The organism is Roseovarius indicus, assembly GCF_008728195.1.
Lineage (GTDB): Bacteria > Pseudomonadota > Alphaproteobacteria > Rhodobacterales > Rhodobacteraceae > Roseovarius > Roseovarius indicus.
Genome location: NZ_CP031598.1, coordinates 4,855,914 through 4,882,532, shown reverse-complemented (window position 1 = coordinate 4,882,532; position 26,619 = coordinate 4,855,914). Strand labels below are relative to the sequence as shown.

Annotated in this window: 21 protein-coding genes; 12 read left to right on the top strand and 9 right to left on the bottom strand. The window is 65.9% G+C overall.

The window, feature by feature from the left end:
* Positions 1-35 precede the first annotated feature (35 nt).
* A complete protein-coding gene (locus RIdsm_RS23375) occupies positions 36-494 on the bottom strand; it encodes an Lrp/AsnC family transcriptional regulator (RefSeq protein ID WP_057812988.1) in 459 nt (152 codons plus the stop codon).
* A gap of 138 nt (positions 495-632) precedes the next feature.
* Between RIdsm_RS23375 and ald the strand changes: the two genes are divergently transcribed.
* The 11 genes from ald to RIdsm_RS23325 all read left to right on the top strand — a co-directional run bounded on the left by ald (position 633) and on the right by RIdsm_RS23325 (position 13,275).
* Complete coding sequence (gene ald, locus RIdsm_RS23370; protein ID WP_057812990.1) at positions 633-1,751, top strand: alanine dehydrogenase; 1,119 nt, start codon at positions 633-635, stop codon at positions 1,749-1,751.
* A gap of 296 nt (positions 1,752-2,047) precedes the next feature.
* Positions 2,048-3,094 carry an ABC transporter permease gene (locus RIdsm_RS23365; protein ID WP_057812992.1) on the top strand — a complete coding sequence of 349 codons (1,047 nt, stop codon included), beginning with the start codon at positions 2,048-2,050 and terminating at the stop codon, positions 3,092-3,094.
* A 15-nt stretch (positions 3,095-3,109) separates the two neighbouring features.
* Entirely contained in the window at positions 3,110-4,303 is a 1,194-nt protein-coding gene (locus RIdsm_RS23360; protein ID WP_057812994.1) for an ABC transporter permease, read from the top strand.
* A gap of 28 nt (positions 4,304-4,331) precedes the next feature.
* Positions 4,332-6,425 carry a dipeptide ABC transporter ATP-binding protein gene (locus tag RIdsm_RS23355; RefSeq protein ID WP_057812996.1) on the top strand — a complete coding sequence of 698 codons (2,094 nt, stop codon included), beginning with the start codon at positions 4,332-4,334 and terminating at the stop codon, positions 6,423-6,425.
* Positions 6,426-6,572: 147 nt separating this feature from the next.
* On the top strand, positions 6,573-7,763 hold the full coding sequence (hutI, locus tag RIdsm_RS23350) for an imidazolonepropionase (protein WP_057812998.1): 1,191 nt from the start codon (positions 6,573-6,575) through the stop codon (positions 7,761-7,763).
* On the top strand, positions 7,760-9,295 hold the full coding sequence (gene hutH, locus RIdsm_RS23345; RefSeq protein WP_057813000.1) for a histidine ammonia-lyase: 1,536 nt from the start codon (positions 7,760-7,762) through the stop codon (positions 9,293-9,295). Before hutI ends, hutH begins: the two co-directional genes overlap by 4 nt.
* Complete coding sequence (gene hutG, locus RIdsm_RS23340; protein ID WP_057813002.1) at positions 9,295-10,089, top strand: N-formylglutamate deformylase; 795 nt, start codon at positions 9,295-9,297, stop codon at positions 10,087-10,089. The genes hutH and hutG overlap by 1 nt, the downstream gene beginning before the upstream one ends.
* Positions 10,086-11,756, top strand: coding sequence for a urocanate hydratase (hutU, locus tag RIdsm_RS23335; protein WP_057813004.1), 1,671 nt, complete (start codon positions 10,086-10,088; stop codon positions 11,754-11,756). Before hutG ends, hutU begins: the two co-directional genes overlap by 4 nt.
* Before the next feature lie 48 nt (positions 11,757-11,804).
* Positions 11,805-12,212, top strand: a complete 408-nt coding sequence (locus RIdsm_RS23330; RefSeq protein ID WP_057813006.1) for a DUF1810 domain-containing protein — start codon at positions 11,805-11,807, stop codon at positions 12,210-12,212.
* 175 nt (positions 12,213-12,387) lie between these two features.
* Positions 12,388-12,546 (top strand): hypothetical protein, encoded by a 159-nt coding sequence (locus tag RIdsm_RS30260; RefSeq protein WP_177228390.1) that lies wholly within the window; start codon positions 12,388-12,390, stop codon positions 12,544-12,546.
* 111 nt (positions 12,547-12,657) lie between these two features.
* A complete protein-coding gene (locus RIdsm_RS23325) occupies positions 12,658-13,275 on the top strand; it encodes a TetR/AcrR family transcriptional regulator (protein WP_057813008.1) in 618 nt (205 codons plus the stop codon).
* An 11-nt stretch (positions 13,276-13,286) separates the two neighbouring features.
* Here RIdsm_RS23325 and RIdsm_RS23320 read toward each other — a convergent pair whose 3' ends face one another.
* From RIdsm_RS23320 to smpB, 3 genes are all read right to left on the bottom strand, one after another.
* Positions 13,287-14,471 carry an amino acid aminotransferase gene (locus RIdsm_RS23320; protein ID WP_057813009.1) on the bottom strand — a complete coding sequence of 395 codons (1,185 nt, stop codon included), beginning with the start codon at positions 14,469-14,471 and terminating at the stop codon, positions 13,287-13,289.
* The gene (sseA, locus tag RIdsm_RS23315; RefSeq protein ID WP_057813011.1) at positions 14,472-15,329 is read right to left on the bottom strand and encodes a 3-mercaptopyruvate sulfurtransferase; all 858 of its coding nucleotides are present in this window, start codon (positions 15,327-15,329) and stop codon (positions 14,472-14,474) included.
* A 356-nt stretch (positions 15,330-15,685) separates the two neighbouring features.
* The gene (smpB, locus tag RIdsm_RS23310) at positions 15,686-16,162 is read right to left on the bottom strand and encodes an SsrA-binding protein SmpB (RefSeq protein WP_057813013.1); all 477 of its coding nucleotides are present in this window, start codon (positions 16,160-16,162) and stop codon (positions 15,686-15,688) included.
* Positions 16,163-16,380: 218 nt separating this feature from the next.
* Between smpB and glmM the strand changes: the two genes are divergently transcribed.
* Complete coding sequence (gene glmM / locus RIdsm_RS23305) at positions 16,381-17,721, top strand: phosphoglucosamine mutase (RefSeq protein ID WP_057813015.1); 1,341 nt, start codon at positions 16,381-16,383, stop codon at positions 17,719-17,721.
* A 34-nt stretch (positions 17,722-17,755) separates the two neighbouring features.
* On the opposite strand, the gene RIdsm_RS23300 is transcribed toward glmM, so the two are convergent.
* From RIdsm_RS23300 to RIdsm_RS23280, 5 genes are all read right to left on the bottom strand, one after another.
* Positions 17,756-21,052, bottom strand: a complete 3,297-nt coding sequence (locus RIdsm_RS23300) for a calcium-binding protein (protein WP_057813017.1) — start codon at positions 21,050-21,052, stop codon at positions 17,756-17,758.
* Positions 21,053-21,263: 211 nt separating this feature from the next.
* Positions 21,264-21,584, bottom strand: a complete 321-nt coding sequence (locus tag RIdsm_RS23295; RefSeq protein ID WP_057813019.1) for a hypothetical protein — start codon at positions 21,582-21,584, stop codon at positions 21,264-21,266.
* A 19-nt stretch (positions 21,585-21,603) separates the two neighbouring features.
* Positions 21,604-22,704: a DUF2793 domain-containing protein gene (locus RIdsm_RS23290; protein WP_057813021.1), complete on the bottom strand. Its 1,101-nt coding sequence runs from the start codon at positions 22,702-22,704 to the stop codon at positions 21,604-21,606.
* 85 nt (positions 22,705-22,789) lie between these two features.
* Positions 22,790-24,526, bottom strand: a complete 1,737-nt coding sequence (locus tag RIdsm_RS23285) for a hydantoinase B/oxoprolinase family protein (protein WP_057813023.1) — start codon at positions 24,524-24,526, stop codon at positions 22,790-22,792.
* Positions 24,523-26,580: a hydantoinase/oxoprolinase family protein gene (locus RIdsm_RS23280; protein WP_057813025.1), complete on the bottom strand. Its 2,058-nt coding sequence runs from the start codon at positions 26,578-26,580 to the stop codon at positions 24,523-24,525. Before RIdsm_RS23280 ends, RIdsm_RS23285 begins: the two co-directional genes overlap by 4 nt.
* Positions 26,581-26,619 lie beyond the last annotated feature (39 nt).

Here is a 26,619-nt window from a genome sequence, read left to right as displayed (position 1 = left end):
AGATTGGTCAAAGCGCGCCGCCTTGGCAAGCCGCGTCAGAGGGGCAGGGCGGTGGTGTTCGACACGGTGCGCAGGGTGAAGCTCGACTGCATCTTCGCCACGCCGGGCAGGCGGGCCAGGTGCTGGCGGTGGATGCGGGCGAAATCCTCGGTGCTGTCGGCGACGACCTTGAGGATGTAATCCGCGGCGCCCGCCGTGTGGTAGCATTCCAGAACGTCCGGGATGCGCCCCACGGCCTTCTCGAACGCCTCGAGCACGTCGTCGGCTTGGGTCGAAAGGGTGATCTCGACGAAGATCGTGGCCGACATGCCCAGCTTGCGCGCATCCAGCAGGGCGACATAGCCGCGGATATACCCCTCTGCCTCCAGCCGCCCGACGCGCCGGTGACAGGCGCTGGCCGAGAGGTTCACCTCTTCGGCAAGGTCGGCATTCGAGATGCGCCCGCGCCGCTGCAGCACGGCAAGCAGGCGACGGTCTGTTGCGTCGAGGGACATTAGCGCAAGGCCTTTCGATTAACCTGCCGTTTATTCGAAGAACCTTCACTGCAAGGTCAAGGGAGTGGCAAAGATTTCAACCCAATTGCGCGCGATCTGCGACATTCTGGCACAAAGATTCAGGAGGAGGATCGACCCATGAAAATCGGATGCCCGACCGAGATCAAGCCGCAGGAATTCCGCGTCGGCATGACCCCCAACGCCGCGCAGGAAGCGGTGGCGCACGGTCACGAGGTTATCATCCAGGCCGGCGCCGGCAAGGGCGCCGGCTTTGACGATGCCGCCTATACGGCCGCCGGGGCGAATATCCTCGACACCGCCGAGGAGATCTTCGCCATCGCAGACTTGATCGTGAAGGTTAAGGAGCCGCAGGCGAACGAGCGCAAGATGCTGCGCGAGGGTCAGCTTTTGTTTACCTATCTGCACCTCGCCCCCGACCCGGCACAAACCAAGGACCTGCTGGCCAGCGGCTGCACCGCCATTGCCTATGAAACGGTGACCGATGACCGGGGCGGTCTGCCCCTGCTGGCGCCGATGTCCGAGGTGGCCGGGCGGCTGGCGCCGCAGGTGGGCGCGTGGACGCTGCAGAAGGCGAATGGCGGGCGCGGTGTGCTGATGGGCGGCGTGCCGGGCGTGGGCCCGGCCAACGTGCTGGTGATCGGCGGCGGCGTCGTCGGCACCCATGCCGCACGCATCGCGGCGGGCATGGGCGCGGATGTCACCGTGCTCGACCGCTCGCTGCCGCGTCTGCGCTATCTGGATGATGCCTTCGCGGGCGTCTTCAAGACGGGCTATTCCTCGACCGGCCTTCTGGAAGAGCACCTTACCCGCGCCGACATGGTGATCGGCGCCGTGCTGATCCCCGGGGCCGAGGCGCCCAAGCTGGTGCGCCGCGACCAGTTCCCGACCATGAAACCCGGCGCGGCGCTGGTCGACGTGGCCATCGACCAGGGCGGCTGTTTCGAGACCTCGAAGGCCACCACCCATGCCGACCCGATCTACGATGTCGACGGGATCATGCATTACTGCGTGGCCAACATGCCGGGCGCCGTGGCACGGACCTCGACCATCGCGCTGGGCAACGCCACCATGCCCTTCATGCTGGCGCTGGCCGACAAGGGCTGGCAACAGGCCTGCGCCGACGATCCGCACCTGCTGAACGGGCTCAACGTGCATGCCGGGCAGTTGACCTATTACGCGGTCGGCCGCGCGCTCGGCATCGACGTGATCTCGCCCCAGATGGTGGTGAAGGGCTGAGAGCGGGCCGGGCAGACCGGTTTGCCCACCGCCTCATGATCGCCCCGGATGCCTTGTTTTCGGGCATCCACGGGTGGCGGTTTTTTTGTCGCAGCGGGCGGTTCTGCCGCCCGCTATACCCCAGTGTCGCAATACGTATGCGGCATGCCGGTCCATGTGCAGCAAACTTACGCAAACCCTGACAGAACCGTTCGAATATTGCGGAACGGCTGGACCGATGTGGTTTTGTTGTTTAGCAATTAAGGAGGACGGGACATCTTCCTGAGCAAATAACAAGAGCCAACAGGGGGCCTTTAATGGGGAAGTTCATTCTGCGCCGGGTCGGCGTCATGATCCTGACCGCGCTGTGCCTGACCTTTATCGTCTTTTTTCTCACGAACCTTTACCCCAACCTCGAAAAGCTCGCCAAGACGCAGGGCAACTTCCGCATGTCGGACGAGGAGGTTGCGACCTATCTCAACAACCGGGGATACCTTCAGCCGATGGTCACCAAGTATGGCCAATGGCTGGGTGTGCTGCCGGGCTACGTGATCGAAGGCACCGACGGGAAGGTGCGCGCGCGTTGCGCCGAAGGAGATCAGCCGATCGAAGAGGCGCCCCGTTTCTGTGGCGTGCTTCAGGGCAACTGGGGGTTTTCCACCGTCATCAAGGAGGATGTCGGCGGCATCATCGCTGAAAAGCTGGGCCTGACCGGCATCCTGATGTTCTGGGTGATGCTGCTGATGGTGCCATCGGCGCTGATACTGGGCGTGCTGGCCGGGATGCGGGAGGGTTCACGCCTCGACCGGTCGCTATCGACCTTCTCGATTTCCACGACGGCGACGCCGGAATACGTGTCGGGGGTCTTGTTCATCGCCATCTTCGCCAGTTCCGCCGTGGGCCTGAAATGGTTCAAGGGCACCGCGACCAGCGCGATGGACAATGTCACCTTCGAGAATTTCTTCCTGCCGGTGCTGACCATCGCCGCCTATGGCATGGGGTATATCGCCCGGATGACGCGGGCCTCGATGGCCGAAGTGATGACCTCGCAATATATCCGCACCGCGCGGCTCAAGGGCGTCAGCTTTCCCAACATCGTCGTGAAACACGCGCTCAGGAACGCGCTGATCGCGCCGTTCACGGTGATCATGCTGCAGTTTCCGTGGCTGCTGAACGGGGTGGTGATCGTCGAGACGCTGTTCAACTACAAGGGCTTCGGCTGGACCCTGGTGCTGGCGGCCGGGAACAACGATATCGAGCTTCTGCTGGGGGTTTCGGTCATATCGGTCATCGTGGTTCTGGTGACGCAGCTGATATCGGACATCGGCTATGTCTACCTGAATCCGCGGATCAGCGTGAGCTAGGGAAGGGCCGCAGAGATGAATAACGACGCACTCAGCTGGGGCGCGATCTTCGGCCAGATGATCATCCAGTTCGCACCCGTCCTGATCCTCATGGTGATCACCTTCGTGGTGTCGATGACCTACAAGCGCAAGCTTGGCCTCTATGGCAAGCTGTTCGACAGCACGGTGGGCATGATCGGCCTCGCGCTGGTTCTGTTCTGGACCTACACGGCCTTCTTCGCCGGGGTGTTCGACATGGTCGCAACGCATGACCCGCTCGACCAGTCGGCGATGATGAAGAAGGCGCTGCCGGGCACGCCCTATTCCAAGCTGATCGGCACGCCCGACCCCGATGCCGGGGCGCATTACCTGCTGGGCGGCGACAACCTTGGGCGCGACGTGTTCAGCCGGGTGATCGCGGGGTCGATCAAGGTGATCCTGATCGCCCCCTTCGCCACGATCTTCGCCTTCATGGTCGGCATCACGCTTGGCCTTCCTGCGGGCTATTACGGCGGGCGGTTCGACACGGTGCTGTCGTTCCTGTCGAACCTCGTCCTGGCCTTCCCGGTGATCCTGCTCTTCTACCTGCTGGTGACGCCCGAGATCGTACAGACGGGCATACCCGTCTACATGGCCGGGGTGCTGTTCGTCTTCCCGCTGGTGTTCCTCGTGATCCTGTGGAACTCGCGCTATCACACCCAGCCGAAGAAGCGGAACGTCTACGTGGCGATCACGCTTGTGATCGGGCTCTGGGTCTATCTCGGCATCGCCTGGGACAAGGACCCGCTGGGCATCATCAGCTTCCCGCCCAACCTCCTGGTGGTGTTCGTGTCGGTGGTCTTCGTCAACTCGCCCACCGTCTTCCGGATCGTTCGGGGCCTCGTGCTGGATATCAAGACGCGCGACTATGTCGCCGCCGCACAGACGCGGGGCGAGGGGCCGTGGTATATCATGCTGTGGGAAATCCTGCCCAATGCGCGGGGGCCGCTTCTGGTCGATTTCTGCCTGCGCATCGGCTACACCACCATCCTTCTGGGGACCCTGGGTTTCTTCGGCCTCGGGCTGGAATCGGAAAGCGCCGACTGGGGCAAGATGATCATCGACGGGCGCCGCCTTCTGTCGGCCAACATCCTGCACATCGCGGTGCCGCCCGCCATCGCGCTGCTGACGCTGGTGCTGGGGCTGAACTTCCTCGCCGACGGTCTGCGGGAAGAAAGCCTGAAGGATTAATCGCCCGTTCGGGGAAAAGGACAACGAGATGTCGCAGAAACCAGACTATGACGGCCCGATCCTCGAAATCGACAGCCTGTCGATCTCGTTCTTCACGCGGCTGAGGGAAATCCCGGCGGTGATGGATTTCTCAGTCGAGGTGCAGCCGGGGGAGGCGGTGGGCCTTGTCGGCGAGAGCGGTTGCGGCAAGTCGACCGTGGCGCTGGGCGTGATGCAGGACCTGGGCGTGAATGGCCGGATCGTTGGTGGGTCGATCAAGTTCAAGGGCCGCGACCTTGGCAAGTTGTCGGCCGAGGAGCTGCGCGACATTCGCGGCAACGAGATCGCGATGATCTACCAGGAGCCGATGGCAAGCCTGAACCCGGCGATGAAGATCGGCAAGCAGCTGATGGAAGTTCCGATGATCCACGAGAAGGTGTCGGAGAAGGAGGCCTATAAGCGCGCCCTGGAAGTGGTGCAGGACGTGAAACTGCCCGACCCCGAGCGCATTCTCAAATCCTTCCCGCACCAGCTTTCCGGCGGCCAGCAGCAGCGGATCGTCATCGCCATGGCGCTGATGGCCAACCCCAGCCTGCTGATCCTCGACGAGCCCACCACCGCGCTTGACGTGACGGTCGAGGCGGCCGTGGTCGAGCTGGTCAAGGAGCTGGGCCGCAAGTACGGCACGTCGATGCTGTTCATCAGCCACAACCTCGGGCTGGTGCTGGAAACATGCGACCGGATCTGCGTGATGTATTCCGGCGAGGCGGTCGAGACCGGCAGCATCGAGGACGTGTTCGACAAGATGCAGCACCCCTACACTCAGGCGCTGTTCCGGTCGATCCCTTTGCCCGGCGCCGACAAGAACGCGCGCCCGCTGGTGGCCATTCCCGGCAACTTCCCCCTGCCGCACGAACGCCCGCCGGGCTGCAACTTCGGCCCGCGCTGCGATTATTTCGAAGAGGGGCGGTGCAACCAGGATATCGCCATTCCCATGGAGCAGATCGGCGGCGACGACCGGCATTTCACCCGCTGTCTGCGGTACAAGGAAATCGACTGGCACGCGCCGATCAAGGCCGCCGTGCAGACCGAGGCGACGAAGAAGGGCGATGTCGTCCTGAAGATGGAGAACCTCAAGAAATACTACGAGGTGGCGGCCAACGCGCTGTTCGGCTCCAGCGGGGCGACCAAGGTGGTCAAGGCCAACGAAACGCTGACCTTCGAGGCGCGGGAGAGCGAGACGCTGGCGATCGTGGGCGAGTCGGGCTGTGGCAAGTCGACCTTCGCCAAGGTGCTGATGGGGCTGGAGACGGCGACCGACGGTCAGATCCTGCTGGATAACAAGAACATCGAACATATCCCCATTCAAAGCCGCGACACCCAGACCGTGGCCGACATCCAGATGGTCTTCCAGAACCCGTTCGACACGCTGAACCCTTCGATGACGGTGGGCCGCCAGATCATGCGGGCGCTGGAAATCTTCGGGCATGGCAATTCCGACGAGGAGCGGCATACCGAGATGATGCGCCTGCTCGACCTGGTGAAGCTGCCGCGCGAGTTCGCCGAGCGGATGCCGCGGCAATTGTCGGGCGGGCAGAAGCAGAGGGTCGGTATCGCCCGCGCCTTTGCCGGCGGGGCCCGGATCGTGGTTGCGGACGAACCCGTCTCGGCGCTCGACGTGTCGGTACAGGCGGCGGTCACCGACCTGCTGATGGAAATCCAGCGCGAGAAGAAGACGACGCTGCTGTTCATCTCCCACGACCTGTCGATCGTGCGGTACCTGTCGGACAGGGTGATGGTCATGTATCTCGGCCACGTGGTCGAGCTTGGCACCACCGAACAGGTCTTCTCGCCCCCCTATCACCCCTATACCGAGGCGCTGCTGTCGGCGGTGCCGATTGCCGACACCCATGTCGAGAAAAAGCATATCGTGCTCGAGGGCGACGTGCCCTCGGCCATGAACCCGCCGCCGGGCTGCCCCTTCCAGACGCGCTGCCGCTGGAAGTCGGAGGTGCCGGGAGGGCTGTGCGAGAAGGAGGTACCGCCGGTCCGCGTGCTGGCCGAGGGGCACCAGGTCAAGTGCCACTTGGCCGACGATATCCTGTCGCGGATGGAGCCCGTCATCAAGATCGCCGCGGAATAGCGCGCATTGCTCACGAAATGAGCCAGAGGCCGCCCCCATCGTGGGGCGGTTTGCTTTTGGCGGGCGGAAGGCATTCTTTCCTTGACGATTATTATGTGCAGACATAATAAATGGTGCATATCGGGACTCAGCAGGGAAAGACCGCGCATGCTTTTACGGAACGCGACGATTGCCACGATGACCGGAGACAGGGCCTATGGCCTGATCGAGGCCGGTGCGGTCTCCTTTGCCGATGGCAAGATCCGTTGGGTCGGACCCGAGAGTGACCTGCCCGCCGAGTTCGCCGAAACGGGCGAGGACATGGAAGGCCGCCTGATCACGCCTGCGCTGATCGATTGTCACACCCATATCGTCTTCGGCGGTGACCGCGCCGGCGAGTTCGAGATGCGCCTGAACGGGGCGAGCTACGAGGAAGTTGCGCGCGCCGGGGGCGGGATCGTCTCGACCGTGACAGCCACGCGCGAGACGTCGGAAGACGACCTGCTGGCTGACGCCTTGACCCGCGCCGACGCGCTGATCGCCGAGGGCGTGTCGGTGATCGAGATCAAGTCGGGCTACGGGCTGGATGTCGACACCGAGCTGAAGATGCTGCGCGTCGCCCGGCGGGTGGCCGCGTCGCGCGATGTGCGGGTGAAAACCTCGTTCCTCGGCGCTCACGCGGTGCCGGCCGAGTACAAGGGCCGCAACGCCGATTATATCGCCGAGGTCTGCCTGCCCGCGCTGGAGCAGGCGGCAGAGGAAGGGCTGGCCGATGCCGTCGACGGGTTCTGCGAGGGGATCGCGTTTTCCGTGGAAGAGATCGAGCCGGTCTTCGCGAAGGCCAAGGAACTTGGCCTGCCCGTCAAGCTGCATGCCGAGCAGCTGAGCAATATCGGCGGCACCAAGCTGGCCGCCAAATACGGCGCGCTGTCGGCCGATCACGTGGAATACGCCGACGAGAGCGATGCACAGGCGCTGGCCGGGTCGGGCAGCGTGGCGGTGATCCTGCCGGGCGCGTTCTATACCCTGCATGAAACCCAGCTGCCGCCCATCGAGGCCTTCCGCAAGCATGGCGTGCCGATGGCGCTGGCGACCGATTGCAATCCGGGCTCGTCGCCTCTGGCATCGCTGCTGCTGACGATGAACATGGGCTGCACCCTGTTCCGCATGACGCCGGAAGAGGCGCTCGCCGGGGTCACAAGCCACGCGGCACAGGCGCTTGGCCTAGACGATACAGGCGTGATCGCCCCCGGCAACCGGGCCGACCTTGCGGTGTGGGACGTGGCCCAGCCGGCCGAGCTGGCCTATCGGATCGGGTTCAACCCGTTGAACCGGCGTATCTTCGGAGGTGAAGGATGAGCGAGGTTCTGGTTCCCGGCTCGGTCACGCTTTCGACGCTCGAGGCGCTGTGGCGCGGGGGGCAGGCGGCAACGCTGGACCGTGCGGCAAAGCCCGGGGTCGAGGCCGCCGCCGATCTCGTGCGCCGCGCGGCCGAGGGGGAAGAGGCGGTTTACGGCGTGAACACTGGCTTCGGCAAGCTGGCCAGCGTCAAGATCCCGTCCGAACAGACCGAAACGCTGCAACGCAACCTGATCCTCAGCCATTGCTGCGGTGTGGGAGAGGCGCTGGACGAGCCGACGACCCGTCTGATGATGGTGCTCAAGTTGATGTCGCTTGGCCGGGGCGCGTCGGGCGTGAAGTGGCAGACGGTTGAGCTGATCGAAGGGATGCTTGCGACGGGCGTCACGCCGGTGGTGCCTGACCAGGGGTCGGTGGGCGCCTCGGGCGACCTTGCGCCGTTGGCGCATATGGCGGCCGTGATGATCGGCGAGGGCGAGGCAACGTTCAACGGTCAAAGACTGCCCGGCGGCGAGGCGCTTGCCAAGGCCGGCATCACACCGATCGTGCTTGGCCCAAAGGAAGGGCTTGCGCTGATCAACGGTACGCAGTTTTCGACCGCGCTTGCGCTGGTGGGTCTCTGGCAGGCGTGGCGCAATGCCGAGGGTTGTATCGTCACGGCGTCGCTGTCGACTGATGCGATCATGGGCTCCACCGCGCCGCTGGTCGACGCCATCCACACCCTGCGCGGCCACAAGGGTCAGATCATGGCGGCCCGCGCGCAGAGCGCCCTGATGGAGGGCAGCGAGATCCGCGAAAGCCACCGCGAGGGCGACAGCCGCGTGCAGGATCCGTATTGCATCCGATGCCAGGCACAGGTGAGCGGCGCGGCGATCGACCTGCTAAGGCGTGCGGGCGAAGTGCTGGAGATCGAGGCCAACGCCGTCACCGACAATCCGCTGGTTCTGGTCGAGGAGGGCCGGATCGTCTCGGGCGGGAACTTCCACGCCGAGCCGGTGGGCTTTGCCGCCGACCAGATTGCCATGGCCATCGCCGAACTGGGCGCCATAGCCCAACGGCGGGTGGCGCTGATGGTCGACCCGAACCTGAGCTTCGACCTGCCGCCCTTCCTTACGCCGGAACCGGGGCTGAACTCGGGCCTGATGATCGCCGAGGTCACGACCGCCGCGCTGATGAGCGAGAATAAGCACCTCGCAAACCCCTGCACGACCGACTCGACGCCGACCTCGGCCAACCAGGAGGATCACGTCAGCATGGCCGCCCATGCCGCGCGGCGACTGGGGCGGATGAACGCGAATCTTTCCACGATCCTCGGGGTCGAGGCGATCTGTGCGGCGCAAGGCATCGAGTTTCGCGGTCCGCTCAAGACGAGCGAGCCGTTGCAACGGGCCATGACAAGTCTGCGCAAGGCTGTTCCGGCGCTGAAGGAAGACCGCTATCTCGCGCCCGACCTCGAAGCCGCCTCTCAGTTGATCCGCGACGGCGCGCTGGTCGGTGCAGCTGGGTTGGCACTGGATATGGGAGACGCATGATGGAGCCGGTCGAGGTGATCCGGGGTGATGGCCCCGTCGTTCTGGGCATGCCGCATACCGGCACCTATGTGCCCGCGGATATCCGGCGTTGCCTGAACGAGCGCGGGCGCGGATTGTCGGATACCGACTGGCATATCCACGATCTCTATGACGGGCTGCTGCCCGGCGTGACCGTGGTGCGGGCCACGATCCACCGCTACGTGATCGATGCCAACCGCGACCCGTCGGGCGCCTCTCTTTACCCGGGGCAGAACACCACCGGCCTTGTGCCGATGACCGATTTCGACGGGCTGGATATCTGGGACACGCCGCCGACCGAGGCCGACATCGCCGCGCGCAAGCACGCCTTCCACACGCCGTATCATGCGGCGCTGGAGGCGGAGTTGCAGAGGGTGCAGGCGGCGCACGGGGTGGCGGTGCTGTATGACTGCCATTCCATACGCTCGCGTATCCCGTTCCTGTTCGAGGGGCTGTTGCCGGATTTCAATATCGGAACGAACAACGGCACCACCTGCGACGAGAGGATCGCCAGCGCGGTGGCAGAGGTCTGTGACGCCGCTGACGGTTTCAGCTCGGTCACCAATGGCCGCTTCAAGGGCGGGTGGACGACCCGGCACCATGGACGGCCGGATACCGGGCGTCACGCCATCCAGATGGAACTGGCCCAATCGACCTACATGGAAGAGATGCCGCCATGGACCTATCGCCGTGATCGGGCCGAAACGATCCGCCCGCATCTTCAAACCATACTGACCCGTATTGACCAGCTTGCCCGCGAAGGAGAGCTTGCATGACCAACCCCCGCCACAACACCCGCGACATCTATCCCGACACCGGCACCGAGATCAGCGCGAAAAGCTGGGTGACCGAGGCGCCGATGCGGATGCTGATGAACAACCTGCACCCCGACGTGGCCGAGAACCCGCATGAGCTGGTGGTCTATGGCGGTATCGGCCGCGCGGCCCGCACGTGGGAGGATTTCGACCGCATCGTTGCCACGCTGAAGGGGCTGGAGGAAGACGAGACGCTGCTGGTGCAGTCGGGCAAGCCGGTGGGCGTGTTCAAGACCCACGCGGACGCGCCGCGCGTGCTGATCGCCAACTCGAACCTCGTGCCGCATTGGGCCAACTGGGATCACTTCAGCGAGCTCGATAAGAAAGGCCTGATGATGTACGGCCAGATGACGGCCGGATCGTGGATCTATATCGGCACGCAGGGCATCGTGCAGGGGACCTACGAGACCTTCGCCGAGGCGGGCCGGCAGCATTACGACGGCAACCTGAAGGGCCGCTGGATCCTGACCGGCGGGCTTGGCGGTATGGGCGGGGCGCAACCGCTGGCGGCGGTGTTCGCCGGCGCCTGTTGCCTTGCCGTGGAGTGCGACGAGACCCGTGCCGAGTTCCGCAAGCGGACGCGTTATGTCGACGAGATCACCCATTCGCTGGATGAGGCGCTGGAGATGATCGACCGCTGGACCAAGGCGGGCGACGCCAAGTCTGTCGCACTCATCGGCAATGCGGCGGACGTGTTCCCGGAGCTGGTGAAGCGCGGCGTGAAGCCCGATATCGTCACCGACCAGACCAGCGCACATGACCCGGTGCATGGCTACCTGCCCCAGGGCTGGACCGTGGGCGAATGGCGCGCCAGGCAGGAGAGCGACCCCAAGGCGGTGGAGAAGGCCGCGCGCGCCTCGATGAAGGTGCATGTGCAGGCGATGGTCGATTTCTGGAACGCCGGGGTTCCGACGCTCGACTATGGCAACAACATCCGGCAGGTCGCGCTGGAAGAGGGGCTGGAAGATGCCTTCGCCTTCCCCGGCTTCGTGCCCGCTTATATCCGCCCGTTGTTCTGCAAAGGCATCGGCCCGTTCCGCTGGTGCGCCCTGTCGGGCGATCCGGAGGATATCTACAAGACCGACGCCAAGATGAAGGAGCTGTTCCCCGACCATGCCGATCTGCATCGCTGGCTCGACATGGCGCAGGAGCGGATATCGTTCCAGGGCCTGCCGGCGCGGATTTGCTGGATCGGGCTGGGCGAGCGGCACAAGGCCGGGCTCGCGTTCAACGAGATGGTTCGGAACGGCGAGCTGAAGGCGCCCGTGGTGATCGGGCGTGACCACCTCGACAGCGGCTCGGTGGCATCGCCCAACCGCGAGACGGAGGCGATGAAGGATGGCTCGGACGCGGTGTCCGACTGGCCGTTGCTCAATGCCCTCCTGAACACCGCAAGCGGCGCGACCTGGGTCAGCCTGCATCACGGTGGCGGCGTCGGCATGGGCTTTTCGCAGCATTCCGGCATGGTGATCTGCTGTGACGGGTCGGAAGATGCCGACCGTCGGCTCGAGCGCGTGCTGTGGAACGATCCGGCGACCGGCGTGATGCGCCATGCCGATGCGGGCTATGACATCGCCATCGATTGCGCACGTGAACATGGGCTTACCCTGCCTGGCATCTTGAAGTGATGCGCGGCCCCGGGCAGGATGCGCTGTAGCGTACCCTGTGGAGGCGGCATGAGCCTGGACCGGTTCATCGAAGCACAAGAGCGGGTCTGGCCCGTACCGCTGGAGGAAATCCAACGGGGGCGGAAGGACAGCCACTGGATGTGGTTCGTCTTTCCGCAGCTGAAGGGGCTGGGTCGCTCGGCCACGGCCCTTCACTACGGTATCGCCGACCGGGCCGAGGCGGAGGCCTATCTGGCCCACCCGGTGCTCGGGCGGCGGTTGACCGAGATTTCCGAGGCGATGCTGTCCCATGACGATCTGGCGCCCGAAACGATTCTCGGGCCGGTGGACGCGCTCAAGCTGCGCTCCTGCGCGACCTTGTTCGAGGCCGCGGGCGGCGGTGATGTGTTCGGGCAGATTCTCGGCGCGTTCTATGGCGGAAGACGGTGCCAGGACACGCTTGGATTGCTTGGCTGAACGCCGCTTAATGTGCTGAGAGTGCGTCTCAGAAAGTCCGGAAATATAGGAAAAACAGGGGCTTGTCTGGCCGCTGAGAAAGCTGAACCGTTCCGTTCAGTTTTCTCTTGAATATCTGAACTGATCGGTTTAGATATCCATAAGTGAACGAAACGGTTCAGTTAGGAGAAACCCCATGAAACCCGTCTTTGCCGCCCTCGCCATTGCCCTTCTGCCGCTCGCCACGCCCGTTCAGGCGCAAAGCGTCGATGTCGGCAGCCTGTTCCCCACGCTGACCTATCCGACGCCCAAGCCGGCGCCGGTGACGCGGACCCAGACCGACGTGAACCGGTAAGATGTGCCCCCCACCGCGGGTGGTGGCGGCCGCCCGCGGCCGACGCGGATTTGCTTGCGGGACCGGCGCCCCCACGTCTAGGGTAGGCAAGCGACTTCGCGGAGGATGCGCATGACGGCGATGGCCGCTGAAATCAAGAAAGGCCGGAAATTCGACCAGGTGCTCGACGGGGCGCGGGAAATCTTCCTGCGCGACGGCTTTGAAGGCGCCAGTGTCGACGAGATCGCCCGCGCGGCCGGGGTCTCGAAGGCCACGCTTTACAGCTATTTCCCCGACAAGCGCCTGCTGTTTTCGGAAGTCGCCCGGATCGAATGCAACCGGCAGGCCGAAGAGGCGCTCGACGTCATCGGCACGGGCGCGCCGATCGAGGTTGTGCTGCACGAGGCGGCGAACCGGATCGTGCGGTTTTTCCTGTCAGAGTTCGGGCGGCAGGTGTTTCGTATCTGCGTGTCGGAATCCTACCGCTTTCCCGAGCTGGGCCGGCGGTTCTACGAATCCGGTCCGCAGCTGGTGCGCGAGCGGATGACCAAGGTTCTGACCCCCTATGTCGAGCAGGGAATCCTGAAGATCGACGACATGGATTTGGCCGCGAACCAGTTCGGCGAGCTGTGCAAGGCCGACCTGTTCGTGCGGAACCTTTGCGGGGTCTGCAACGATTTTCACGAGGCGGATATCGAGCGCGTCGTGAACGGCGCGGTCGAGATGTTCCTGGCGCGGTACCGCGTCTGACGGCGGGGCTGTCAGCCCCCGGCTTCGACGATGGCCTTGGCCAGAACCGGCACGGTTTCCTTGTTGAGTCCGGCGATGTTGATCCGCGAGTCGCCCACCATGTAGATGCCGTGATCCTTGCGGAGGGCCTCGACGATCTCGGTCGACAGGCCGAGACGCGAGAACATGCCGCGGTGCTGGGCGATGAAGCCATAGCGGTCGGACTTGGTGAGGCGCTGCATTTCCGAGGCCAGCTGTTCGCGCAGGCTGAGCATGTTCAGGCGGACGTCTTCCAGCTCTGATTGCCAGTCGGCGCGGAGCTTGTCGTCGTTCAGAACCAGCGTCACCAGCCGTGCGCCGTGGTCGGGCGGGAAGGAATAGTTCTGGCGGTTGAGATAGGCGAGGTTGCCCTGTGCGACCTTCTGTTTCGAGCTGTCCTGCGAGATGGCCATGAGAAGGCCCGTGCGCTCGCGGTAGATGCCGAAATTCTTCGAGCAGCTGGCGGCGATGAGGGTTTCGGGGCAGGCCGAGGCGACCTCTCGCGTGGCGAGCGCGTCGACGTCGAGACCGTCGCCGAAGCCCTGGTAGGCGATGTCGATCATGGGCAGGGCGCCCTTGGCGATCATCAGTTCGATCACCGCCTTGAACTCGGTCAGGTTGAGGTTGGCGCCGGTGGGGTTGTGGCAGCAGCCGTGCAGCAGGACGACGTCGCCTTCTTCAACCTTTTCAAGGTCTTCCATCATGCCGGCAAAGTCGACGCCACAGGTGGTTTCGTCGAAATAGCGGTAGGGGACGGCCTCGATTCCAAGGTGTTTGAGAATGCTCAGGTGGTTGGGCCAGGTCGGGTTCGACACGTGGACGCGGGCCTTGGGGGTGGCCATCCTGACCAGCTCGAAGGCCTGACGCACGGCACCGGTGCCGCCCGGGGTGGCCACGGCGGCGACGTTTTCACGGGGCACCGCATCGCCCAGCACGAGGCCGATCATCGCGTCGGAAAAGGCCGGATCGCCGGCGAGGCCGGTATAGGCCTTGGTCGTTTCCTCGCCCCACCATTTCTGTTCGGCGGCCTTGATGGCGCGCATGATGGGGGTGACGCCTTCGGGGTTCTTGTAGACGCCCACGCCAAGGTCGATCTTCTGCTCGCGCGGGTCCTCGCGATACAGCTGCATCAGCATGAGGATCTTGTCTGCGGACGGTTCCTTGAGCTGTTCGAACATCTATTCGTCTCCGGTCGCGACGGGTACGGTGCCGAAGGCGCCCCATTCGGTCCAGGACCCGTCATAAAGCGCGTGGTCGGTCTTGCCGATGCGTTCCAGCGCAAGGTTGATGATGGCGGCGGTCACGCCGGAACCGCAGGTGGTGATGACGGGGCGGGCCGTGTCGACGCCGGCGGCGTCGAGCACGGCGCGCAGGCCGTCGGGGTCTTTCATCGTGCCGTCCTCGTTCATAAGCTCCCGATAATGCACGTTTTTCGAGCCCGGAATGTGGCCGCTGCGCAGGCCCTCGCGGGGCTCGGGTTCCTCGCCACGGAAGCGGGCGGGGGAGCGGGCGTCGAGGATCTCGTAGTCGCCGAGCTTGGAGGCGGCGGAGACCTGGGTGACGTCCTTGACCATGTGGGCCTGGCGGCGGACGGTCATGTGACGGTCGCGGATGATGGGCTCCATATCCTCGGTTTCGCGGCCTTCGGAGACCCACTTTGGCAGGCCCCCGTCGAGCACGGCGACGTCGTTCTGGCCCATCAGCTTGAAGAGCCACCAGACGCGGGCCGCGGAGAACAGGCCGTGGGTGTCGTAGACCACCACCTGGTGCCCGTCGCCGACGCCCATTGCGCGCATGCGGGACATGAATTTCTCGACCGGCGGGGCCATGTGGGGCAGCTCGGAGCGCTGGTCGGAAATCTCGTCGATATCGAAGAAACGCGCGCCGGGGATGTGGGTTTCGGCGTATTCCGCCCTGGGGTCGCGGTCGATGCCGGGGAGGAAATAGGTGCCGTCCAGGATCCGCAGGTCGGGGTCCTTCATGTGGGCCGCCAGCCAGTCTGTGGAAACAAGGGTTTTCGGATCGTCTTGTGCCATGTCGCCCCCCGGGTTGGATGCCATTCTGACTACAGCCAAGGGGCGCGAAGGGCAAGGTCGGGCGGCGTGGGGGGCGTCAAACGGCGGATTGCGGGCGAATCAGGGTTAACGCACTGATTTCGTGATAATTCCCGTATCGGTATCGCGTCGGTATTACGTCGGTATTACGTCGGTATTTTTTACCGCCGGACCATGCGGGCGGCCGGGTTAACGCATCGTGCGGTGGGAGAATGTTGCGTGCAACGGGCCGCGCGCCGTGGCGGGCGGCGGAGATGGCAGGGCTTGCGCGGCGGGCAGGGGGCGAAATCTTGAAAAGATTTCTGTCCGATTTCTTTTGAAGAAATCGGGCGCTGGCCTCAGCTGTGTTCCTTCAGGAGGCGCTGTTTCTGGCGGTTCCAGTCGCGCTTGGCGGCGGTCTCGCGCTTGTCGTGGTTCTTCTTGCCCTTGGCGATGCCGATCTTGATCTTGGCGATGCCGCGGTGGTTGAAATACATCACCAGCGGAACGAGGGTCATGCCCTTGCGCTGGGTCTCGTTCCAGAGGCGGGCCAGCTCCTTTTTCGAGGCCAGCAGCTTGCGCTTGCGGCGCTCGTCATGCTGGAAGGTCTTGGCCTGTTCGTAGGGTGCGATGTAGGCGTTCACCAGCCACAGTTCGCCATCCTCGACCATGGCGTAGCTTTCGGCGATGTTCGACGAGCCCTGCCGCAGCGATTTCACCTCGGAGCCTTCGAGCATGATGCCGCATTCCAGGTCTTCCTCGATGGCATAGTCGAACCGGGCCCGCCGGTTCTCGGCGACCACCTTGTAGTTCGGATTGTCCTTCGGTTTGGCCATCGGTGTTCCTCTGGGCGTCTCGAGCTGATGCCGGAAGGATGCAATATAGGGCATGGGACGGCCGGAGGAAAGGCGGGGACCGGTGGATTGCCTGTCGGAATGGGCGGAATGCCACAGGATTGTAGCCGACAGTGATTGGACAGGCTTGGACACACGGGATATGGAGGAAAAAAAGGACGAGCCGGCGCAAGGCCGGACGAGGGACGAGGACGCGAGACATGTCGGAAAAGCTGTTCGGAACCGATGGCGTGCGGGGCAAGGCCAACAGCTGGCCGATGACGGCCGAAATGGCGCTGAAGCTGGGGGCGGCCGCGGGGCGGTTTTTCCGGCGGGACCAGAACGAGCACCGGGTGGTGATCGGCAAGGATACGCGGCGGTCGGGCTACATGATCGAGTATGCGCTGACGGCGGGGTTCACCTCGACGGGGATGGACGTGTTCCTTCTGGGGCCGGTGCCGACGCCGGCGATCGGGTACCTGACGCACGGTCTAAGGGCCGATGTGGGTGTGATGATCTCGGCCAGCCACAACCCGGCCGACGATAACGGGATCAAGCTGTTCGGGCCGGACGGGTTCAAGCTGTCGGACGAGGCCGAGGCGGGGATCGAGGCGCTGATGCAGGATGGCGTGCCGCTGTCGGCGCCGGGCAATATCGGCCGGGCCAAGCGGTTCGAGGACGCGCGCGGGCGTTACGTGGAATATGCCAAGACGACCTTTCCCTATCGCAAGCGGCTGGACGGGCTGCGGGTGGTGGTGGATTGCGCCAATGGCGCGGCCTATCGCACCGCGCCGAGCGTGCTGTGGGAGCTTGGGGCCGAGGTGATCCCGATCGGGGTGGAGCCCAACGGGTACAACATCAACGATGGCTGTGGCTCGACCCATCCGGAGGCGGCGGCGCAGAAGGTGCTGGAGACGCGGGCGGATATCGGGATCTGCCTGGATGGCGATGCCGACCGGGTGGTTCTGGTGGACGAAACCGGCCACGTGGCGGATGGCGACCAGATCATGGCGCTGATCGCGACGCGCTGGGCCGAGGATGGCCGGCTGGCGGGCAACACGCTGGTGGCGACGGTGATGTCGAACCTCGGGCTGGAACGGCACCTGAACGCGAAGGGCATCGACCTGAAGCGGACGGCGGTGGGCGACCGTTACGTGGTCGAGGAGATGCGCGCCGGGGGCTATTCGCTGGGCGGCGAGCAGTCGGGGCATATCGTGATGACGGATTATGCCACGACCGGCGACGGGCTGATCGGGGCGTTGCAGTTCCTGGGCTGCATGGTCGAGACCGGCAAGCCCGCGAGCGAGCTGGCCCGGGTGTTCGAGCCGGTGCCGCAGAAGCTGGTGAACGTGCGTTACAAGCAGGGGGCGCAGCCGCTGTCGGCGGAGGCCGTGCAGGAGGCGATCGCCAAGGCCGAGACGCGGCTGGGCCATGACGGGCGGCTGCTGATCCGCAAGTCGGGGACCGAGCCGCTGATCCGGGTGATGGCCGAGGCGGTGGAGCCGGCGCTGCTGGACGATGTGCTGAACAGCGTGGTGGACGCGGTGCAGGCGGCGAGTTGACGGGGGGCGGGTTCGGCTGCCGACCCCCCTTTCCCTACCCGAAGATGAAATCGTCGGCGTCGATGCGGCCTGTGACGTCTTCCAGCGTGACTGAGCCGTTGTCCCAGCTGACGACCGTGTCGCCGCCGGTGCGGCGGATGGTCAGGTCGTCGTAATCCGCCGCGCCGTCGATGCGGATGCGGTCGGTGCCGTTCTGGAAATCGGTGATCGTGTCGTTGCCGGTGTTGGTGTTGGAGTTGAAGAGGAAGACGTCGCGGCCGTTGCCGCCGGTGAGGATGTCGTGGCCTGCGCCGCCGGCGAGGGTGTCGTTGCCGCCGCTGCCGATCAGCGTGTCGTGGCCGTTGTCGCCATTGACCCGGTCGTTGCCGTAACCGCCATTGACCACGTCGTCGCCGTTGCCGCCCATCACGGTGTCGTTGCCGTTGTTGCCCATCACGCTGTCATTGTGGTTTCCGCCGTCGACCCGGTCGTTGCCGTTCTGGCCGAGCACGGTGTCGTTGCCGTCGCCGCCCGAGACGCTGTCCCAGTTGAAGCCGCCCTTGATGCTGTCGGCCCCGGCATCGCCGTGGATCGTGTCTTCGCCGTTGTTGCCGGTGATCGTGTCGCTGTCATTGCCGCCATAGATGACATCGACACCGTTCTGGCCGTGGATGTAGTCGTTGCCGTCGCCGCCGTAGATCGTGTCTTCGTTGGCGCCGCCCTTGATGCTGTCATTGCCGCCGTCGCCATAGATGACGTCGAACCCCGCGCCCCCGTAGAGAGCGTCGTGATCGGCGCCGCCCCAGAGGGTGTCGTTGCCGTCGTCGCCCTTGAGCAGGTCGTTGCCCGCATCGCCGAAGAGCCGGTCGTTGGCGTCGTGGCCGGTGATGGCGTCGTTGCCGGACCCGCCGCGCAGGGTGTCGGCGCCGGCATGGCCGAGGAGCGTATCGTGGCCGGATTGCCCGAGAAGGCTGTCGGCGCCGTTGCCGCCGTGGAGCAGGTCGTTGTCTCCGTCGCCGCTGATCGTGTCGTTGCCGTCGTCGCCGTAGAGCGTGTCGGCCCCGGCGCCGCCACCGAGCCTGTCATTGTGGGCGTCGCCGTGCAGGACGTCGTTGCCGCCGTCGCCGAAGAGCGTATCGGCCCCGGCGTCGCCCGAGATCGTATCGGCCCCGTCGCCGCCGAGCGCGCTGTCATTGCCGTCGTGGCCGTGCAGAACGTCGTTGCCCGCGTCGCCGAGCAGGGTGTCGTTGCCATCGTCGCCCGAAAGCGTGTCGGCCCCGGAGCCGCCCCGCAGGCTGTCATGGCCGTTGCGGCCGTAAAGCGCGTCGTTGCCGCCATCGCCGTTGAGGGTATCGTTGCCGTTGTCGCCGTAGAGCCTGTCGGCGCCGTCGCCGCCCGAGAGGGTGTCGTTGCCGTTGCCGCCGCCGACGACATCGTTGCCGCCGCCGCCCGAGACGACGTCGTTGCCATCCTGCCCGTTCACCGTGTCGTTGCCGTCGTCGCCGTAAAGCCTGTCATCTTCGCCGCCGCCGCGCAGCAGGTCGTTGCCGAGGTCGCCGTGGATCGTGTCGCGGCCGCCGCCGCCTTCGACGGTGTCGTTGTCGCCCTGGCCGAAGATCTGGTCGTCGCCCGCCTCGCCGAAGAGGCTGTCATTGCCGCTGCCACCCTGCATCGTGTCGCTGCCGTCGCCGCCCATCAGCGTGTCGTAGCCGCGGCCGCCCTGAAGCATGTCGCCGCCATCCATGCCGAGAATGCGGTCGTTGCCACGCCCGCCGATGAGCAGGTCGCCGCCGTCGCGCCCTTCGAGCGTGTCGTTGCCGTCATTGCCCTTGAGCGTGTCGGGGCCCCAGTCGCCACGGAGCATGTCGGCCCCGCCACCGCCTTCGAGGTTGCGGGACGGCGCCGAGAAGCTGCGGTTGATGTTCACCTCGATGGCGGCGCGCACCGCCTCGGGGTCGAGCGGCTGGCCGTTGGCGCTGCGCAGGATGACGGTTTCGCCGCGATAGGTGATGCGGGCCCCGTTCGAGAGGCTGACGATCTCGAGCCGGGCCACATCGTAGAGGAAGGGCAGGCCGGAGAGGTCGAGGATGTCGACCGCCGGGTTGAAGCCGATGATCGTGTCGGTCTGGCCGTCGGCGGTGAGCACGTAGCGGTCGGCCCCGCCGCGCCCCTCGAGCCGGTCGGCGCCGTTGCCGTCGAGCAGGATGTCGTTGCGGCCGGTGCCGGTGAGGGTGGTGCCGCCGTTGCCGGCGACAAGGGGGCTGCCCTGTGACGAGAGATCGGCCCGCAGGACGGTGATGCCGATGTCTTCCTCGGTGGCGGCGAAGACCTGAAGCTCGTCGCCGACAACGGCGAGTTTGAGGGCCGTGACGTCGCCGAGCGGGGCCTGTGCCGTGCCCTCGATGCTGTCGATATGGACAAGCCGGCCGTTGGGCATGAGTTCCAGCAGGGTGACGCCGCCATCGCCGCCGGCCGCCACCACGTAGGTGTGGCCGTCATGGGTGAGCGTGGCCACCTTCTGGACGTTGCCGAAGCGCGAGTCGCGTGTGTCGAGCACGTGGTCGGTGGGCGTGAGGCGGGCTTGCGCGTCGAGGCGCATGACGCTGAGCGCGCCGGACTCGCCGTTCGAGGGTTCGGAGGCGACGATCACGTAGGTGCCCCCGGCCGTCGTGGCGATGGCGATATCGGTGGGGACCATGATGCCGAGCCCCTGGGAGGGGCCGACGCTGCCGCCGGCGCGGGCCGAGGTGCCGCCGATGGTATAGGCGGTGACGCCGTGTTCGGACTGGCTGCCGACGATGACGATGTCGGTGCTGCCGATGCGTGTGGCGGCGGCCGCGCCGATGGCGTCGGCATGGGTCGAGGCGGTGTCGGCGACGGTGTAGCCGCCGGTGAGACCCGACCCGCCGATGCCGTATACCGAAAAGCCCGACTGGCCGGGATCGGCGAGGAGAAGCTCGCCATCGGCGGTGGCGGCCGCAACGGCCGGGGCGGCGCCGATATCGGCGCCGCGCAGGACCGTCCGGCCGCCAAGGTCGCCGCCCGTGCCGAGCGTGTAGCGGAGGATGCCGTTATGGCTGAATCCGGTGGCGAAGACGTGAGTCGTGCCGCCGCTTTCGGAGACGATGATCTCGTGCCCCGCGCCGCTGATCTGGCCGGCGGTGTAGAAGACCTGGTCGCCGCGCGCGGGCAGCCTGTCTTCGCGAAGCTGGTAGGTCGCAAGCCCGCCTTCGGGCCCCGAGACGGAGACCAGCACCGGGCCATTCGGCCCGCTGGCATATTCGAGATCGCTGATTGCCGTGTCCAGCGTGCCCTGGCCCGACGTGATCGTGCCCCTTACTTGCAGCCTCATCCTGCTCACCCCTTGTTCCACCGCCGGGGGAAATGCGCGGAGAGGTGGCGCAAGAGCGGGATGGGAATGCGGCGAGACCGTGGAAAACCCGTCGAAATTAATTCGACGGGTCAGCTATTCAGGATTTGTTAAGCATGGGGTCAGTTGCGGGCCGCACGCTGTGCGTGCTGCGCTATCCTGGCCTTTGCGATTTGCGAGAGGTGGATGCGGCTCATGCGCCCCTGTTCGGTTCGGTGTCATAGGGTGGCAGGGCGACGGGGCCGTCTTCGGTCAGGGTCATGGGGTCTGGAAAGCGGGTGTGCCGCGGCGCGCCCGGCCCGTGCGGCAGGTAGAGCGGCACGGTCAGCACGCCGGCGGCATCGCGGCTTACGTCGCCGGCGATGCGGGCGCAGTCGATGGCCTCGCGCGGGAGGGTCCCGCCATCGGGAAGGCCCGAGAAATCGAAGGCCTCGCCGTCGATCGTCAGACTGTCGCCGGTGCGGGCCAAGGTCATCGGTGCCCGGCGGCTTTTCGGTACGAAGAGGAGTTTCATGATGTTTCTCTGCCTTTGCTCAGGTGAACCAGTAGCCGATGGCCAGCCAGCCGACGTCGTAGCTCTGGGTGGGTTCAGTTGCTGCCATGAGACGGGCCGACCCGCCAGTGTTCACCAACGATCGCGCCTGGGCCCATACGGTGTCGGTCGAGTTGACGCTGACGGAAAGGGCGGGGATCGTGCCCGCCGCGAAATCCTCGGGGTAGTCGAAGGTGGTGGCGCCGCCACGGTAGATACTGCCGTCGGGGACATATGAGGATGGCGAGGCGGCCACCCCCCATTGCATCATCAGACCGTTGGCAAACTTCACGTAACTCCCACTGGCGTTTTCGCCGGTTTCAATGGCGCCGCCTGTGGGGATGCCGCCGGATTGGGTGACGGTGCCGAGCAGGTTGCCGGGACCATAGCCGTAATCGGCGCGCATCAGGCGGCCGGTGGTGGTGTCGGTGGGCGATTGCTGGACCGCGTTACCTGTGAGCTGGAAGTCGGTGGCGAGCTGTTGCGTTGCCGGGTCGGCGCGCAGGGCGTCGTGCCAGGTGGTGCCGTCGTCGCTGAGCTTGATGGAAAAGGCGGTGTCGCCGGCGAGGCCCATTTCGGCGTGGCCGGTGAAGCCCGACTGGAAGAGCAGCGAGGCGGTATCGGCGGGGGCGGCCTTGTTGACCTTGAGCTGATGGCCTGCGCCGTCATGGGTGAAGAGGCTGGCGGCCGAGGCGACCGTGAGGCGGTTGGTGGCATCCGAGGTGGTGCCGATGCCGATGCCGTCGAGGTTGTTCAGGTCGGGGAGGATTTCGGCCCAGCCGCTGCCGTCGAAGACCTTGAATTGCCCGGTCGCCTTGTCCCAGGCGCGCCAGCCCTCTTGCGGGTCAATGAAGAGCCAGGCCTCGGTGATGCGAAGGGCCAGCTTGTTGGGCTGGCCGGCCCAGTCGTCGGTGGGGTTAGCGCCCGTGGCGTAGAGCGCGCCGGTGACGGGCTCGAAGGGCGGGGTGGTGGCGCCGCTCTCTTCCAGCGCCGCCTGGACGAGGCCGTCGAGCACCTGGAGCGCCTCGTTATGGGTGACGTGTTTCTGCGCCTGTGACGGCTGGATCATCGGCAGATCGAGGCGCGCGGTGATGTCGGACATGGGGGTCGGCTCCCTTGGGTTAGGTCGCCGTGGGTCTAGGGTGCGGTGCATTAACGGAGGTTGAGGGCACCGTGCGTTGCGCGGATTATGTGCTGCGTTTCGAGGTGGTTGCGGCGGTATCGACCTCGCCGGTGTCGGTGAGGATGACGCCGAAGAGGGTTTCGGCTTCGCTGGGTGTGTAGCGGCCGAGCGCAACGTCCGTTGCCACGAGGGCGGGGTCTCGGGTGAGCGGATCGCCGTATCCGCCGCCGCCGGGGGTTTTCACGCGGACGCGGTCGCCGGGGGCGAGGGGGATGTCCTGTTCCTTGGAGAGGTGTTCGGGGACGTAAGCCGTGCCGTCGCGCCAGACGGTGACCTCGTTGGGGGCGCCGTCGGCGCCGCCGAGCACGCCTTGGGGGCCGAAGCGGCCGTGATCCATGACGAAGCTGGCCTTGGCATGGCCGCGGCGGAGTTCGAGCTCGTAATCGAGGCCGAAGCCGCCGCGCATCTGCCCCGCCCCGCCGGAGCCTTCGCGCAGGGCGTAGCGGTGGTAGAGGACGGGGAAGGCCTGTTCCATGATTTCCACCGGTGGGGCCTTGGAGATACCGATGGTGGAGCAGCCGTTGGTGATGCCGTCGCCGCCCGCATAGCCGCCATAGCCGCCGCCCGAAAGCTGGTACATGACGAAATCGCGGCCCTTGGCGGGGTCGTGGCCGCCGAGGGCGAAGTTGCCCGACGTGCCGGCGGGGGCGGCGGTGACACGGTCGGGGAGGGCGTCGACGAGGGCGGCGAACACGGCTTCAGCGATGCGTTGGGAGACTTCGGCGGCACAGCCCGAGACGGGGCGGGGGTACTGGGCGTCGAGGAAGGTGCCCTCGATGCCGGTGATGGTGAAGGGCTCGAAGGCGCCGGCGCTGATCGGGACCTCGGGGAAGATGTGGCGCATGGCGAGGTAGACGGAGGAGAGGGTCGTGGCGCGGACGGAGTTCATGGGCCCGGCGCAGGGGGCGCTGGAGCCGGTGAAGTCGAAGGTGAGCTGGTTGTCCTGGCGGGTGACGGCAAGGCGGATGGCGAGGGGCTCGTTGACCACGCCGTCGCTGTCGACCCAGGCGGTGGATTGGTGCGTGCCCTCGGGGATATCGGCGATGAAGCTGCACATCTGGGCGGCGGCGCGTTTGCGGAGTTCGGCGATGGCTTGCGAGACGGTGGCGTCGCCGTAGCGGTCGAGCAGCGCGTCGAGCCGGGCGGCGCCGAGGTCGAGGGCGGCGGCCTGGGCCTTGACGTCGCCGATGCGCTGGTCGGCGACGCGGATGTTGGAGCAGATGATGGCGTAGATCTCGGCGTCCATCTGGCCCTTCTTGAAGAGCTTGACGGGCGGGAGGCGCAGGCCTTCCTGTTCCACCGCCGTGGCGGAGGCGGAGAAGCCGCCGGGCACCGCGCCGCCGGTGTCGGGCCAGTGGCCGGTGTTGGAAAGCCAGCACCAGAGCTGGCCGTCGCGGTAATAGGGCCGGGCGAAGCGCACATCCATCAGGTGGGTGCCGCCGAGATAGGGGTCGTTGACGATGTAGATATCGCCCGGTTCGGGGGCGCCGGCGCGGCCCTCGTGGATCATCTGGATGAGGGTGCGGGTGGAGTATTGCATGGTGCCGACGAAGACCGGCAGCCCGCCCGCGCCTTGGGCAATGAGCGCGCCATCGGTGGCGTCGTAGATGCCGTCGGAGCGGTCGTTGGCCTCGGCGATGACGGGAGAGAAGGCGGCGCGGGAGAAGCTGAGATCCATCTCGTCGCAGACCTGTTGCAGGCCGGCCTGGATGACGGAGAGGGTGATGGGATCAAGGCTCATGCGGGGGCCCCCACGTGGAGGATGATGTTGCCGTGCTCGTCGCCCTTGGCAGTGTCGCCGGGTTCGATGAGCAGGGTGGTGTCCATCTGCTGGATGATGGCCGGGCCGTCGAGGGCGACGTCGAGGGGGAGGTGGTCGCGCCAGTAGATGGGGGTGTCGTGGATGTCGCTGCCGAAGCGGACTTTGCGGGTGCCGGTTTGCGCGTCGGAAAGGGTGGGTTTGCGGCCCGACGGGTCGATCAGGGTGGAGAGGTCGAGAGGCACGCGGGCGCCGATGACAGAGCAGTTGGCGTTAACCACGTTGGCGCGGATTTCCGAGAGTTCGACGCGGAAGCGGCGGAAATAGGCGATCTCGAAGAGCTCGCGGAGGCTGGCGTTGTCGATCTCCGGCGTTTCGAGGTCTACGCGGAGGAGGTGGGTCTGGCCCACGAATTGCATGTCGACGCTGTAGAGGTGGCGGAGGCCCCGGATCTCGACCCGTTCCTTGGCGATGAGGCGTTCGCCCTCGGCTTTCTGGGCGGCGAAGATGTCGGCGAGCTGGGTGTCGGCGAGGGCATCAACGGGAGTGTTGATGGTTTGCACGAAATCGTGGCGGAGGTCGGCCACGACGCAGCCGATGGCGTTGGTGATGCCGGGGCGGCTGGGCACGAGGACGCGGGGGACGCCGAGTTCGCGGGCGAGCGATGCGGCATGGAGGGGGCCGGCGCCGCCAAAGGCGAAGAGGGCGAAGTCGCGCGGGTCGGCGCCGAGGGAGAGGGAGACCATGCGGATGGCGCCGGCCATGGTGGTGTTGGCGAGTTGGACGACGGCTTGCGCGGCTTCGTGGGCGGTGAGGCCCAGCGGACGGCCCAGGCGTTCGGCGAAGATCTCTTCGACGGTTTGGAGGGTGACGCCGCCCTTGACCGCGAGGCGGCCGGGGTCGAGGCGGCCGAGGAGGAGATTGGCGTCGGAGATGGTGGGCTCTGTGCCGCCGCGGCCGTAGCAGATGGGGCCGGGGTCGGCGCCCGCGCTTTGGGGGCCGACTTCGAGGAGGCCGGCGGCGTTCACGCGGGCGATGGAGCCGCCGCCCGCGCCGACGGTGCGCACGTCGACCATGGGTACGTGGATGGGCATGGCGTATTCGATCTCGATCTCGTTCGAGACGGCGGGTTCGGCATTGCGCACCAGCGCCACGTCGGTCGAGGTGCCGCCCATGTCGTAGGTCAGCAGGTCGGGCATCCCGGCGATGCGGCCGGTATAGGCGGCAGCCATCACGCCCGAGGCGGGGCCGGACATGACGGTTTTCGCCGCTTCCTGCGCCACGAAACGGGAGGAGACCATGCCGCCATTGCCGTTCATCACCAGCACGTCGCGGTCGTAGCCGCCCTTGGCGAGGCTTTCGGTGAGGCGGCGGAGGTAGCGGTCGAGGATGGGCTGGACGCTGGCGTTGACGGCGGCGGTGACGCCACGCTCGAATTCGCGGGATTCCTGCAGGATGGCGTGGCCGAGGGTGATGTGGCTGTTCGGCCAGATCTCGGCCAGCACGGCGCCGGCGCGCTGTTCGTGGGCGGGGTTGGCGTAGGCGTGGAGGAAATGGACGACCACGGCCTCGCAGCCGGCGTCGAGCAGGGTTTGCGCGGCCGTGCGCAGGGCGTCTTCGTCAAGGGGGGTGACGATTTGGCCGGCGGCATCGGTGCGCTCGGGCACTTCGAGGCGGAGATCTCGTGGGATGAGGGGGGTGAACTGGCCCGTCATGCCGTAGGCCTGGGGCCGGGTGCGGCGGCCAAGCTCGAGCACGTCGCGGAAACCCTGGGTGGTGATCAGCCCGGTGCGGCTGAGCTTGCGCTCGAGGACGGCGTTGGTGGTGGTCGTGGTGCCGTGAACGATGAGGTCGAGCGCGGCGAGCTCGCAGTCAGCTTCGGTGAGCGCGTTCATCACGCCGAAGGCCTGGTTTTCGGGGGTGCTGGGCACCTTGGCGATGCGCACGGCGCCGGTTGTCTGATCGAGCTGAAGCAAGTCGGTGAAGGTGCCGCCCACGTCAACGCCTGCCACCAGCCCGGACCGTTCCTGCCCCATCTGCCCTCAACCCCTTTTGGTTTTCGGGGAGAGCGTTGT

Bases quoted from the DNA above. Each gene is read 5' to 3' on its own strand.
- RIdsm_RS23375 (WP_057812988.1), bottom strand. From the start codon at position 494: ATGTCCCTCGACGCAACAGACCGTCGCCTGCTTGCCGTGCTGCAGCGG.
- ald (WP_057812990.1), top strand. From the start codon at position 633: ATGAAAATCGGATGCCCGACCGAGATCAAGCCGCAGGAATTCCGCGTC.
- RIdsm_RS23365 (WP_057812992.1), top strand. From the start codon at position 2,048: ATGGGGAAGTTCATTCTGCGCCGGGTCGGCGTCATGATCCTGACCGCG.
- RIdsm_RS23360 (WP_057812994.1), top strand. From the start codon at position 3,110: ATGAATAACGACGCACTCAGCTGGGGCGCGATCTTCGGCCAGATGATC.
- RIdsm_RS23355 (WP_057812996.1), top strand. From the start codon at position 4,332: ATGTCGCAGAAACCAGACTATGACGGCCCGATCCTCGAAATCGACAGC.
- hutI (WP_057812998.1), top strand. From the start codon at position 6,573: ATGCTTTTACGGAACGCGACGATTGCCACGATGACCGGAGACAGGGCC.
- hutH (WP_057813000.1), top strand. From the start codon at position 7,760: ATGAGCGAGGTTCTGGTTCCCGGCTCGGTCACGCTTTCGACGCTCGAG.
- hutG (WP_057813002.1), top strand. From the start codon at position 9,295: ATGGAGCCGGTCGAGGTGATCCGGGGTGATGGCCCCGTCGTTCTGGGC.
- hutU (WP_057813004.1), top strand. From the start codon at position 10,086: ATGACCAACCCCCGCCACAACACCCGCGACATCTATCCCGACACCGGC.
- RIdsm_RS23330 (WP_057813006.1), top strand. From the start codon at position 11,805: ATGAGCCTGGACCGGTTCATCGAAGCACAAGAGCGGGTCTGGCCCGTA.
- RIdsm_RS30260 (WP_177228390.1), top strand. From the start codon at position 12,388: ATGAAACCCGTCTTTGCCGCCCTCGCCATTGCCCTTCTGCCGCTCGCC.
- RIdsm_RS23325 (WP_057813008.1), top strand. From the start codon at position 12,658: ATGACGGCGATGGCCGCTGAAATCAAGAAAGGCCGGAAATTCGACCAG.
- RIdsm_RS23320 (WP_057813009.1), bottom strand. From the start codon at position 14,471: ATGTTCGAACAGCTCAAGGAACCGTCCGCAGACAAGATCCTCATGCTG.
- sseA (WP_057813011.1), bottom strand. From the start codon at position 15,329: ATGGCACAAGACGATCCGAAAACCCTTGTTTCCACAGACTGGCTGGCG.
- smpB (WP_057813013.1), bottom strand. From the start codon at position 16,162: ATGGCCAAACCGAAGGACAATCCGAACTACAAGGTGGTCGCCGAGAAC.
- glmM (WP_057813015.1), top strand. From the start codon at position 16,381: ATGTCGGAAAAGCTGTTCGGAACCGATGGCGTGCGGGGCAAGGCCAAC.
- RIdsm_RS23300 (WP_057813017.1), bottom strand. From the start codon at position 21,052: ATGAGGCTGCAAGTAAGGGGCACGATCACGTCGGGCCAGGGCACGCTG.
- RIdsm_RS23295 (WP_057813019.1), bottom strand. From the start codon at position 21,584: ATGAAACTCCTCTTCGTACCGAAAAGCCGCCGGGCACCGATGACCTTG.
- RIdsm_RS23290 (WP_057813021.1), bottom strand. From the start codon at position 22,704: ATGTCCGACATCACCGCGCGCCTCGATCTGCCGATGATCCAGCCGTCA.
- RIdsm_RS23285 (WP_057813023.1), bottom strand. From the start codon at position 24,526: ATGAGCCTTGATCCCATCACCCTCTCCGTCATCCAGGCCGGCCTGCAA.
- RIdsm_RS23280 (WP_057813025.1), bottom strand. From the start codon at position 26,580: ATGGGGCAGGAACGGTCCGGGCTGGTGGCAGGCGTTGACGTGGGCGGC.